The sequence below is a fragment of the Nonomuraea sp. KM90 genome, from assembly GCF_052246675.1.
Lineage (GTDB): Bacteria > Actinomycetota > Actinomycetes > Streptosporangiales > Streptosporangiaceae > Nonomuraea.
This window is the reverse complement of the sequence record NZ_JBQQCB010000028.1, coordinates 15,090-26,995: the sequence shown is the minus strand read 5'-3', so window position 1 is coordinate 26,995 and position 11,906 is coordinate 15,090. Positions and strand designations below refer to the sequence as shown.

The 11,906-nt window shown below is 70.3% G+C and carries 7 protein-coding genes; 1 reads left to right on the top strand and 6 read right to left on the bottom strand.

From position 1 onward, the window contains the following. Positions 1 to 407: 407 nt before the first annotated feature. Both ACTWPW_RS26590 and ACTWPW_RS26585 read right to left on the bottom strand, forming a co-directional pair. Positions 408 to 3,242 carry a glycoside hydrolase family 9 protein gene (locus ACTWPW_RS26590; RefSeq protein ID WP_443170258.1) on the bottom strand — a complete coding sequence of 945 codons (2,835 nt, stop codon included), beginning with the start codon at positions 3,240 to 3,242 and terminating at the stop codon, positions 408 to 410. After that, on the bottom strand, positions 3,185 to 6,079 hold the full coding sequence (locus ACTWPW_RS26585; RefSeq protein WP_443170220.1) for a glycoside hydrolase family 48 protein: 2,895 nt from the start codon (positions 6,077 to 6,079) through the stop codon (positions 3,185 to 3,187). Before ACTWPW_RS26585 ends, ACTWPW_RS26590 begins: the two co-directional genes overlap by 58 nt. A gap of 358 nt (positions 6,080 to 6,437) precedes the next feature. On the opposite strand from ACTWPW_RS26585, the gene ACTWPW_RS26580 reads away from it, so the two are divergent. Beyond that, on the top strand, positions 6,438 to 8,744 hold the full coding sequence (locus tag ACTWPW_RS26580) for a glycoside hydrolase family 6 protein (protein ID WP_375110740.1): 2,307 nt from the start codon (positions 6,438 to 6,440) through the stop codon (positions 8,742 to 8,744). A gap of 126 nt (positions 8,745 to 8,870) precedes the next feature. Here the strand turns inward: ACTWPW_RS26580 and ACTWPW_RS26575 are convergent, their stop codons facing one another. The 4 genes from ACTWPW_RS26575 to ACTWPW_RS26560 all read right to left on the bottom strand — a co-directional run bounded on the left by ACTWPW_RS26575 (position 8,871) and on the right by ACTWPW_RS26560 (position 11,878). Then, positions 8,871 to 9,269: a J-domain-containing protein gene (locus tag ACTWPW_RS26575; protein ID WP_443170219.1), complete on the bottom strand. Its 399-nt coding sequence runs from the start codon at positions 9,267 to 9,269 to the stop codon at positions 8,871 to 8,873. Positions 9,270 to 9,281: 12 nt separating this feature from the next. Beyond that, positions 9,282 to 10,181 carry a dihydropteroate synthase gene (gene folP, locus ACTWPW_RS26570; protein ID WP_375110739.1) on the bottom strand — a complete coding sequence of 300 codons (900 nt, stop codon included), beginning with the start codon at positions 10,179 to 10,181 and terminating at the stop codon, positions 9,282 to 9,284. A 74-nt stretch (positions 10,182 to 10,255) separates the two neighbouring features. Beyond that, on the bottom strand, positions 10,256 to 10,729 hold the full coding sequence (locus ACTWPW_RS26565; protein ID WP_375110738.1) for an ATP-binding protein: 474 nt from the start codon (positions 10,727 to 10,729) through the stop codon (positions 10,256 to 10,258). Positions 10,730 to 10,828: 99 nt separating this feature from the next. After that, positions 10,829 to 11,878, bottom strand: coding sequence for an NAD-dependent epimerase/dehydratase family protein (locus ACTWPW_RS26560; protein WP_375110737.1), 1,050 nt, complete (start codon positions 11,876 to 11,878; stop codon positions 10,829 to 10,831). Positions 11,879 to 11,906 lie beyond the last annotated feature (28 nt).

Sequence of the window (11,906 nt, the reverse complement as noted above, 5' to 3'; positions counted from 1 at the left end):
AGCAGGCCGGCGAAGCAGCAGCGCGGCACGGCGAGCGCGGCGGCGGCGCGGTGGCGCGGGACCGCAGGCCGGGCGGGCGGCGGGAGCGGGGCCGAAGCGGGTGGGGAGAAAACGGACGCGGCCGAGTGGAGGTTTCGGCCGCGTCCGTCCCATCCGGGCGGGATGGTTTGTTGGGCAGGAATAGCTGGTTAGGGCCTCACCTCCTCATACGCACCCGGCTGCCGGGCAGTTCGGTTGGCGCACGTGTAACCGGACGGGATCGACGTGTTCCCGGCCCGCCGGCCGGCCAGGAGGCCGAAGGTGGTGCCGGCGAAGTCCGGCGCGGTGCGGAGCGCTCTCATGTGCCGCCTTTCCCTGAGCCGATGGAGCCGCCCCCGCCGCTACTGCGGCGGGGGCGGAGTCTCGGATCAGGCGGGGGTGCAGGTGATCGGGTCGGGAGCGGTGGAGGCGCCGTTGGCGATGAAGCCGAACGTGGTGGTGGCGCCCGGCGCGAGCGCGCCGTTCCACGCCTCGTTCTTCACCGTGACCGTGGAGCCGGACACGGTGTGCTTGCCGCCCCAGAGCTGGGTGATCGAGTTCTGGGAGTTCCAGGTGACCGTCCAGGCGCTGGTGGCCGACGTGCCGGCGTTCTTCACCGTCACCTCGGCCTGGTACGCGCCGCCCCACGTGTTGACCACCTTGTAGGTGGCCGTGCACCCGCCGGCCGGGGCGTCGGAGGTGGTGAACGCGGTGCCGTCCGAGGCCGCCGAGCTGTTGCCCGCCTCGTCCCGCGCCACCACGGTGACCGTGTAGCCGGTGGCGGGGGTGAGGCCGCTCAGGTCGAACGACGTGGTCGTGGCCGTGCCTGCCTTGGTGGACCCCAGGTAGACGTCATATCCGGCCACGCCCACGTTGTCCGTGGACGCCGCCCAGCTCACCCGCGCCGCCGAGGAGGTGATCCCGGACACCGTCGGCTTGCCGGGCTTGCTGGGCGGCGTCCCGTCCACCGTGTCTGACGTGGTGAACGCCGTGCCGTCGGACTGCGCCGACGTGTTGCCTGCCGCGTCCCTGGCCACCACGTGGGCGGTGTAGGCCGTGGCAGGGGTGAGCCCGCTCAGGTCGAAGGACGTGGTCGTGGCGGTTCCTACCTTGGTGGACCCCAGGTAGACGTCGTAACCGGTCACGCCCACGTTGTCGGTGGAGGCGGTCCAGCTCAGCCTCGCCGAGGAGCCCGCGATCGCGGAGACCGCGGGCTTGCCCGGCTTGCTGGGCGCCGTCGTGTCCACTTCCTCCGGACCCGGCGGGTCACCCCAGATCTTGGTGGCGCCGCTGTAGAGGGTGATGTTCCCGGTGCGCACCGGCGTCGTGCCGGGCGTGGTGGGGATGTTCCGGTACGACCAGTCGTTGGCCGGGTCCCACGTGCCCGCGCTGGCGATCCTGAACTGCACCTCCCTGCGGTGCTGCGACTGCCCGGCGGGCGCGATGGCCTGGCCCGAGCAGTCGATGTTCACGTAGTACGTGCTGCCGCTCGCCTGGTGCAGCGTCGGCGCCTTGCACTGCGTATAGGCCGACGACACGCTGATCTGCGAGGCCGTCGTCGAGCCGTCGAGGGTGAAGTAGTAGCGGAACGAGCCGTCGGACAGGACCCTGGCGGGCCAGGCCGACTGATTGCGGACGATGGCCTTGATCTCGGTGAACCCGGTCCCCGAGGCGTTCACGCCCGCCTCGACGAAGATCTCCGGACCGTCCGGGGTCTCCTCGGCGGGGAAGCCGGCCGCCGGGGCGCCGCCGTACTCCTTGTACAGCCTGGCCACCGCGCTGGTGAAGCCGGCGTTGTAGTCGGTGGCGACCTCGTTCATGACGTAGTCGTCGCGCTTGTCGGTGTAGGCGTCGTTCGGGTCGGGCGGGCCGCCGACGAGCGCGCCGTACAGGGTGTGGCGGGTCTGCTCGGGGTTGGTGATCTGGTCGGTCCACGAGCCGTGCGCCGTGCGGTGGTGCGGGTTCTTCGGCGGGTTGGCGCCGAACCCGATCAGGTACGAGGAGTTGCGCGGGTTGTCGCCCAGCGCGTAGTTGATCTGCCGGACCGCGAAGTCGTGGTAGCGGGCCTTGCGCGTGGCGTCGGTGATCGAGTCACTGTGCACCAGCGCCGCGAACGAGGTGTTGGCCGCGTATCGCAGCGAGCCCCACCGGTCGAGCACGGCCTGCCCGCCCGGCGAGTACTTGACCTGCGACCCGTTCACGCCGACCGTCCACCAGTCGAGCCAGCGGTTGGCGTCGTCCAGGTACTGCTGCTTGCCGGTCAGCTTGTGCAGCAGCACGTACGCGCCGTACGACTTGTCGTCCCAGGCGATCGTCCACTTGTACGACTTGGTGCTGGTCTGGGGTTCGGTACCCAGGTTGGCGTAGCCGCTCTCGGCCTTGGCCAGGTAGGAGGCGTCGTTCGTGGCCCGGTAGAGCCAGATCGCGCCCCACACCAGCTCGTCGTTGAAGCCGCTCCACGAGTTGTAGAAGCTCGACGCGTCGGTGATGCACTCGCTGTACTTCTTCCTGACGGTGTCGGCGAAGGAGTAGAGCTGCTTGGCGTGCGTCACCAGCGTGTCGGCGTAAGACGGATTTGTCGGGCGGAAGACGATCGACGATGCCGCCATCGCCGCCGCCGTCTCCCCCGCCAGGTCCGACCCGCCGCATGACGCGTCGATCTTGTACGCGGGCCGCGCCATCGACATCGCCTCGGCCGGGCCCCACCAGGCGTGGTCCGTTCCGCCGTTGCCGACCTGCCCGTAGAGCACGTTCGGCGACGGGTGGGCCTTGATGAAGTAGTCGTTGACGAACTTGAGATTGTTGAGCAGGTGGGTGAGCTGGCCGGAGCCCGCGTAGGCGTCGCGGTACTCGACCGCGCCCCAGGCCAGCATGGTGGCCGAGAACGCCATCGGGAAGCCGAACTTGACGTGGTCGCCCGCGTCGTACCAGCCGCCCGTGAGGTCCACGCCCACGTCCTTGCCGTCGTTCAGGCCCGAGTCGCCGCGCCAGGAGACGCGGTTCCAGTCGGGCAGCGCGCCCGACTGCTGGGCCTCGTAGAACCACAGCGACTTCTGCAGCGCCTCGCCGTAGGCGAAGGCGGGTGCGGCAGCGGCGGCGTGGGCCGCCGGCCCCGCCCCGAACAGGGGCAGGACCAGCGACGCCACGGCGATCAGTGTTGCCTTTTTCACGGGAAGAGCCGCCCGTACTCGGCGAGGGCGACGGCTACGTCCACCTGCGCCCAGAACCGGTGGTAGTTGAAGACGGGCGCCGGGCCCGTCCCCTTCAGGAAGGCGTCGACCTTCGGCCAGTCCGGGTCGTTCCGGTAGAAGGACCGGATCGAGATGAAGGTCGAGCTGGAGTTGATCGTGTCGCCGTTCGGCATCTCGCCGGTCCAGCCGGCGGGCACGTACACCGGGTCGTCGATGCGGTTGTAGTCGGCCTTGGTCTCCGGCACCGACACGCCCTTGGCGTCACGGTTCTCCCAGACGCCGTCGAGCAGCGCCTTGGCCGTGTCGCGCGCCTCGGCGTGGTTCGCCCTGGCCGCGTAGTACATGAGCACCTTGGCGTAGGAGCCGGCGACGCCCACGTCCTGCGTGTGGTCCACGACGGTCACGTGCAGGCCGGGGTTGGCCGGCGGCATGCCCGTCGTCGCGTTGAAGTTGCCGGCCGGCTGACCGGTCCAGCGCAGCGTGGACGGGATCTGGTAGCTGCCGTCGGAGCCGATCGTGGTGTTGTCCAGCGCCCACGTCACCCACTTGTCGAGCAGCGCCTTGGCGTCGGCGTTGCCGGTGGCGTAGTAGAGCTCCGCGACCCGCTCCATCGTCCACGCCTGGAAGCCGAACCACTGGTTCGACGGCGGGTCGTGGTAGACCGGCTGCCAGTCGTAGGTCATGCCGTGGAACTTCGGCAGCCCCGCCGGCGGCGTGGCGTAGTGGCCCTCCCAGCTGTTGGTCGCGCCACCGGCGATGGCGCCCTCGGCCGACTGCAGCCACGTGTAGAACTGCAGCTGGCGCGTCATGCTGGTGCTCCAGTCGGCGGCACCGGTCGAGCTCTTCGGCTTGAGCTCGGCCACGTTGGCCAGCGCCCAGGCCGCGAACGGGTTCTGGTAGCCGGAGTGGTTGTGGCTGGAGCCGATGCGCCAGGCCCAACCGGCGCTGGAGTCGGTCGCGCCGCCCCATGCGTAATACCAGCTCAGCAGGTAGTTGGAGGCGTTCTTGCCGGTGCCGGCCGGGCACGAGGGGCTCGTGCAGCCGGGCTGCTTGAAGTACTTGTCGTACATCGCGTAGCGCAGGTAGTCGCCCATCTTGGCGGCCTTGGCCACCGTCGCGGAGATCTGCGACTCCTTGCCCTGCTCCTTGGCCCAGGTCTGCGCCCAGTACGCCACCTGCACCGCGCGGGCGTCGGCGTCGGGGGCGTTGGTGTACTTCCACTGCTTGGCGTACGAGGAGTCCTTGATGAACAGGTCCAGGTAGCCGTTGGTGCCGCCGTGGGTGAAGGTGTCGCAGGACGGCTGCGGGATCGTCTCGAAGACCGACTCCTCCGGGCCGCGCTGGTAGGTGTTGATGTAGGCGGGCCTGGTGGTGCCGTCGCCGCAGCGGCCGAAGCCGTAGGTGTTGTCGACGTCGAGCAGCCAGTGCATGCCGTAGATGTCGCGCGTGCCGTACGCGCTCTGCAGCTCACCGGCGATCGGGTCGGTGCCCACGCTGACGCCGGAGTCGATCTGCGACGGGTAGCTGCTGATCGAGTTGTACTCGGCCGCGTACGTGGCGGGCTTCGAGGCGTTGTAGAACGAGTTCGTCGGCTGGTCGGCGGTGGCCGGGATGATGTACTTCTCCATCGAGGCCCACGCGTTGTTGAACTTCGTCCAGTCGCCGGTCACCTGCCCGTAGGTCGCCTCCAGCCACAGGTAGTAGCTGTAGGCCTCGGACGTGGTCTCGTGCCCGTGGTCCGGCGCCTCGACCAGGAACGTCTCGACCGAGTGGTACGGCACGCCCTCGGGCGAGAAGTAGCCGTTGGCCGGGTCGTGCAGCTCGTTGTAGAGCTCGACGAAGCGCTGGACGTACTCGTTGTCGCCGCCGACGTCGTCGTCCGCCTCGGAGGCCGCGACGTCCACCGGCGTGTACCCGGTGGCGCTCACCCTGATCACGGCAGAGCCGCTCGTCGTGTCGCCGTCGTTGGCCGCGGCCAGCGTGACGTTCTGCGCGGTGTTCCAGTTCGACGGGGTGAACGTGAGGCTGGCGCCGGCCGACACCGTGACGTCGGCGTCACCGCTGGCGCGGGCCGTCGTGACCGTCACGTTCGACGAGGGAGCCTGCGACAGCTTCACGCCGAAGGTCGCCGTCCCCGCCTCGGGCACGGACAGCGTGGTCGGGCTGACCACGAGGGCCGGCCCGGTGTTCGGCGAGACCGTGATCCCGACCGGCGACGAGGTCGTGGTCAGGCCGGCGTTGTCGGTGGCCCTGGCCGTGATCGAGTAGCTGCCGGCCGCCACGTTCGTCCAGCTGTAGCTGTACGGCGAGGAGGTGTCGGTGCCCAGCAGCGTGGAGCCCTGGAAGAAGTCGACCTTGGCGACGGTGCCGTCGGAGTCGGCCGCGTTCGCCGCGATCGGCACGGTGGCCGGGGCGGTGAACGTCTGGCCGGCGGTCGGCGAGGTCAGCGACACGGTGGGCGCGGTGCCGGTGCCGGGGCCGCCGCAGGTGACCCCGTTCACGCTGAACGAGGTCGGGCTCGGGTTGCTGCCCGTCCACGTGCCGTTGAAGCCGATGTTGGTGGAGGCGCCGGTGGCCAGGGTGCCGTTCCACGGCATGTTCGTGGCCGTGACCCGGGTGCCCGACTGGGACCAGTTCGCACCCCAGCCGCTCGGGGTGTACCGCTGTCCGGTGGTCGGGAAGTCGAAGCCGAGCGACCAGGACGTCAGGGGGTCACCGGTGTTCTTCAGCGTGATGTTCGCCGTGAAACCGCCCGAGCCGGTGCCCCACTGGTTGGCCGCGTACGTCACGTCACACGCCACGGCCGCCTGGGCGGGACCGGCTGCCAAGGCCGTGGTCGTGCCCGCGACGAGGACGAGGGTCGTGGCCACGGCCAGCCGTCTCGATAAGCGCGTCAAAAGGGATGAAGGTCTGTACTTCACGGGGTCTCCATGGGAGTAGGGGTGTGGGAGCGCTCCCAAAGTGGATTGTGGGTGCCCGGCGGCGTATGTCAACGGAATGGCGGTTCGGTAACCCCCGTGTTTCCTCTCACCAGGCTGCCAGGGATGAAAGTTTCATCCCCGTTCCGGGGTATTCAACGAGCATGCGGGGCGGCGGACACCTTCTCGACGGCCGCCCTCTGTACAGGGCTCCGAGCGCGGCTCACCATGGGAGCGCTCCCAGCCACCTAAGTACTGGAGATGATCGCTCGTGAGACTCCACCGCGGCCTCCGCAAATGGGCCGTGACCATGACCGCCGCGAGTGTCGCGGCCTTAGGACTCGTCGTCGGCCAGGGCACGGCCGCGAACGCCGCCGTCACCTGCGACGTGGCCTATACCGCCAACCAGTGGGGCACCGGCTCAGGCGGTTTCACCGCGAGCGTCACGCTGAAGAACACCGGTGATCCCCTGACGTCGTGGTCGCTGGCCTTCGACTTCCCGACCACCGGCCAGAGGTACACGCCGACCGGCTGGGGTGCGAACTGGTCCCAGTCGGGCACCCGGGTCACGGCCACGAACATGCCGTGGAACGGCACCCTGGCCACCGGCGCCTCCACCAACATCGGGTTCAACGGGACCTGGACCGGCACGAACCCGAACCCCACCTCGTTCAGCGTGAACGGGGTCACCTGCGGCGGCACCGGCCCGACCACCCCGTCCGTGGTGGCCTCGGCCAGCGCGGTCGCGGTCAACGAGGGCGGCACGGCCACCTTCACCGCCCGGCTCTCCTCCGCGCCCACCTCGAACGTGACCGTCACCACCGCGCGGACCAGTGGTGACACCGACCTGACCGTCAGCTCGGGCAGCTCGCTCACCTTCACCCCGTCCAACTGGAGCACCGCGCAGACGGTGACCCTGGCCGCCGCCCAGGACTCCGACACCGCCGCGGGCACCGCCGCCTTCAGCGTCGGCGGCACCGGCGTCACCGGCGCCTCGGTCACCGCGACCGAGGTGGACGACGACGCCACAGTGGAGCAGTCGATCATCGTGTCGCCGCCCGCGGTGACCGTGCCCGAGGGCTCGACCGGCACCTACACGGTCCGCCTGGCCGCGCAGCCGTCCTCGAACGTGACCGTCACCACGACGGCCGGCAGCGGTGACACCAACCTCACCGTCTCCTCCGGGGCCAGCCTGACCTTCACCCCGGCCAACTGGAGCACCCCGCAGACGGTGACCCTGGCCGCCGCCCAGGACTCCGACACGGCCAACGGCAGCCGCCCCTTCACCGTCGCCTCCACCGGCCTGACCTCGCGTACGGTCACCGCCACCGAGGCCGACGACGACGGCGGCACCAACCCGACCCACGTCGAGAACCCGTACGCGGGCGCCACCGGCTACGTGAACCCGAACTGGAGCGCCAGGGCCGCGGCCGAGCCCGGCGGCTCGGCGGTCGCCAACACCTCCACGGCCGTGTGGATGGACCGCATCGCGGCCATCGCCGGCTCCTCCTCGGCCATGGGCCTGCGCGCCCACCTGGACGAGGCCGTCCGGCAGGACGCCGCCAACGGCTCCGCGCCGCTGACGATCCAGGTCGTCATCTACAACCTGCCCAACCGCGACTGCTCGGCGCTGGCCTCCAACGGCGAGCTGCTCATCGCGCAGGACGGGTTCAACCGCTACAAGACCGAGTACATCGACCCGATCGCGGCCATCATGCGCGACTCGGCCTACGCCAACCTGCGCATCGTCACGATCATCGAGCCCGACTCGCTGCCGAACCTGGTCACCAACCTCAACTCCTTCGAGAAGTGCCGCGAGGCCAACGGCGCCGGCGGCTACCGCGACGGCGTCCGCTACGCGCTCAACCAGCTGCACGCCATCACGAACGTCTACACCTACATCGACGCCGCCCACCACGCGTGGCTCGGCTGGGACTCGAACTTCAACCCGTCCGTGAACCTCTTCTACGAGACCGTCGCCGCCACCACCGCCGGGGTGGACAGCGTGGACGGCTTCATCGTCAACACCGCCAACTACTCAGCCACGACCGAGCCGCACTTCACCATCAACACCATGGTGGGCAGCACCACGGTCAGGCAGTCCAAGTGGGTGGACTGGAACTACTACGTCGACGAGCAGAGCTTCGCCACAGCCCTGCGCAACGCGCTCATCAGCAAGGGCTTCCGGCAGGGGCTCGGCATGCTGATCGACACCTCCCGCAACGGCTGGGGCGGCAGCGCCCGCCCGAGCGGGCCGAGCACCTCGACCAACGTGGACGAGTTCGTCAACCAGTCCCGCATCGACCGGCGCATCCACGCCGGCAACTGGTGCAACCAGAGCGGCGCCGGCCTGGGCGCTCGGCCCACGGCCAGCCCGGCCACCGGCCTGGACGCCTACGTCTGGATCAAGCCTCCGGGCGAGTCCGACGGCGCCAGCCGGGACATCCCGAACGACGAGGGCAAGAAGTTCGACCGGATGTGCGACCCGACCTACACCGGCAACAGCCTCAACGGCAACAACATGTCAGGAGCCAAGGCCGACGCCCCGCTGTCCGGCCAGTGGTTCTCGGCCCAGTTCCGTGAGCTGCTGCAGAACGCCTACCCGCCCGTCAACTGAAGACCCGGCCGGCCGGGGGACCCGCCTGACCCGGGCCCCCGACCAGCCTGAGGGGCCCGCCTGACCCGGGCCCCTCAGCTGCCGGAAGGGGCTCGGGGGGCCACACCCCCGGGCCCCTTCCCAGGGTCAACGCCCCCGCCGCCACTCCGACACGATCTCGTCGGCGTCGAAGGGCATCAGGTTCAGCGGCGGCCCCGACAACCCGGTCCTGATCGCCTCCCGGATCCTGTGGTTGATCTCCTCGACGATCCGCCGGGCCTCGGCCTCGGAGCGAGCCCCACGCGCCGCGGCCAGCGCCTCCTCGGCCTCCTTGCGCAACGCCAGCGTGGGCGGCAGGGGCATCGACAGCCCCTCGCTCTCGACCTTCTGCTTGATCCACCATATCTCGTCGGGATGCCGATCGAGCCCCGGCAGCGGCTTGCCCTTGCCGGGCAGGTCGTCGAACTCGCCCCGCTCCTCCGCCTCACGGATCTGCCGGTCGATCCAGGTCTCGAAGGGAAGCCCGACGGGTTTGCGGTCGGTCACGTACGGATCTCCTCACGCGAGGTTGTGACTGGGTGCCACCGGACCGCGCCAGCCCAGCACGGCCTCGGTCATGCGCACGGACGCGACCGTCGCGGCCACGTCGTGCACGCGCAGGATGCGTGCGCCCTTGAGGACGGAGACGACGTTGACGGCGATCGTCCCCTCCTTCCGCTCCCCCTGGGGGCGGTCGATCGTCTCCCCGATGAAGTCCTTGTTGGACAGCGCCACCAGCGTCGGGTAGCCGATCGAGGTGATCTCCTCGAGCCGGCGCGTCAGCTCGAGCGAGTGGAAGGTGTTCTTGTTCAGGTCGTGCCCCGGATCGATGATGATCTTGTCGGGGGCGATCCCCGCCTTCAGCGCGAACGAGACCCGCTCCCGCAGGAAGTCCGCCACCTCGGAGACGACGTCTGAATAGCTCGGCCGGAAGACCCGGCGGCCGGGCCCGCCGAGGCTGTGGGTGACCACCACGCCGACCCCGGTCTCCGCCGCGACCTCGGCGAGGCCGGGCTCACGCAGGCCGTTGGTGTCGTTGATGACGTCGGCGCCGGCCTCGACGGCCGCCTTCGCCACCTCGGGGCGGTGGGTGTCGACGGAGATCACGGCGTCGGTGGCGGCCCTGACCCGGGCGATGACGGGGGCGACGCGGTCGATCTCCTCAGCCACCCCGATCTGCGCCTGGGCGGCGCTGAAGGCGAAGCCGCCGATGTCCACCCAGTCGGCCCCGGCCGCCACGGCCCGCGTCGCCGCCGCGACCGCGCCGTCGAGCTCGAAGGTGCGGCCCTGGTCGTGGAAGGAGTTGGGCGTCCTGTTGACGATGGCCATGATGGCGACCTGGCGCTCGAAATCGAACTCACGCCGCCCGATGCGCCGGACCGGAGAGATGATCCCGGGGAAAAGCATTTCGCCGCTCACGTAGTGATCCCTTTCCGTCCCCTCGAGCCTACCTGGCGCCCGGCCAGGTCAGATGGCCCGGGACGGCACGGGGATCAGGCGGTGAAGCGGCCGAACAGGCGTCCTCCGCACGCCGTGACCCTGATGCGCCGCATGCTCCTGTGGGTCCGGTGATCGGGGCCCCGCGGTAACCGCATGGTGAGCACGACCGTGGTGCCGGCGGGCCCGGTACGGAAGTCGGCCACGTCGCACAACCGGCGGATCAGGTAGATGCCCCGGCCCGTGTAGGAATGGTCGGACGGCCGCTTGCCGCCGTTGACGTACTCCTGGGGAATGCCCGAGCCCCGGTCGCTGGTCTCGGCGCGGATGACGCCGTCGACCGTCCACAGCTTGAAGCGCCCTGCCCCGCCCGCGTGCTCCACGGCGTTGACCACGCTCTCGTGCACGGCCAGGACGAAGTCGTCCAGCCGGGGACCGTGCAGGCCACAGCTCGCGGACTGCTCGGCCACCGCATGGCGCAGCTTGGTGATGTCTTGGAGGGTGAACCTCTCGGTCATCAAGGTGCGCATGTGCTCCTCCGTGTCTTTCCGACACGCAGGGCCACGCTTCAGGACCTCGCGTGGTGATTCCCTTTCCCCGACAGCCGGAATTTACACACAGTCAGCTCTTTACGGACGTCCGCCAATGCCGCCGGCGAGCTCGCGTACCCGGCCGATCGGGCCGCCGTCCGGGGCCAGCGGCGCGGTGTCCATGCCGGCACCCTCGCGCAACCCGTCGAACAGCTCCCGCATGGCGTCGAACGACGTGTGCCGCGGCTTCCAGCCGAGCACCTCTCTGGCGCGCTCCGTCTTCATGACCGGAATCCGCAGCGCCAGGTCCAGCAGGCCGGGCGCGGCGGGCACGAGCCGCAGGTGCCAGCCCGCGGACACGGCCGCCCTGGCCAGCCCCTGCGGGACCGGCACCGTCCGGGCGCCGAGCATCCTGGCCAGGTCGTGCGGGTCGAGCACGGGCTCGGCGGCGATGTTGAACGCGCCCCGCACGGGCTTGGTGACGGCCAGCCGGTACGCCTCGGCCGCGTCCTCGGCGTGCAGCACCTGCATCCGCAGCCCGGGGATGTCCGGCACGAACGGGATCCGCCCGGCCTTGATCAGCCGCCGCGGCACGAACGGCCCGGCGAACAGCCTGCGCTGCTCGGTCGCGGCCGCCCGCTGGAAGATGAAGCCGGGTCGCATCCGCACCACCCGGATGTTCGGGTGATCGTGCTCGAAGACGTCGAGCACCCGCTCGACGTACGCCTTCTCCCGCCCGTACGCGGCCCCCGGCCAGCCGTGCGTGGGCCAGCTCTCGTCCACCGGCCGGTCCTTGGGCCCCGGCGAGTACGCCCCCACCGAGGAGGCGTGGACCAGCGCGGGCACCCCCGCCTCCGCGGCGGCGCGGAAGACCCGCATGCTGCCCAGCACGTTTGCCCGCCAGGTGGTGGCGGGGTCCCTGGTCGGCTGGAACAGCCACGCGAGGTGCACCACCGCGTCCGCCCCGTCGAAGATCCGGGTCAGGTCGCCGGTCGCCACGTCGGCCTGCCGCCAGTCGGTGCGGTCTATCCGCCACCCGGGGAGCCGGCGGGCGACCCCCACGATCGAGGTCACGCCGCCGTCCGCGGCCAGCGCGCGCACCACGCTGGTGCCGACGTTCCCGGTTGCTCCCACCACCACGACTCTCATGGATGCTCCGCTGCCCGCCTCCCGGGCC

Coding starts and splice junctions, on each gene's coding strand:
- ACTWPW_RS26560 (WP_375110737.1), bottom strand. CDS start 11,878: ATGAGAGTCGTGGTGGTGGGAGCAACCGGGAACGTCGGCACCAGCGTG.
- ACTWPW_RS26580 (WP_375110740.1), top strand. CDS start 6,438: ATGACCGCCGCGAGTGTCGCGGCCTTAGGACTCGTCGTCGGCCAGGGC.
- ACTWPW_RS26565 (WP_375110738.1), bottom strand. CDS start 10,729: ATGCGCACCTTGATGACCGAGAGGTTCACCCTCCAAGACATCACCAAG.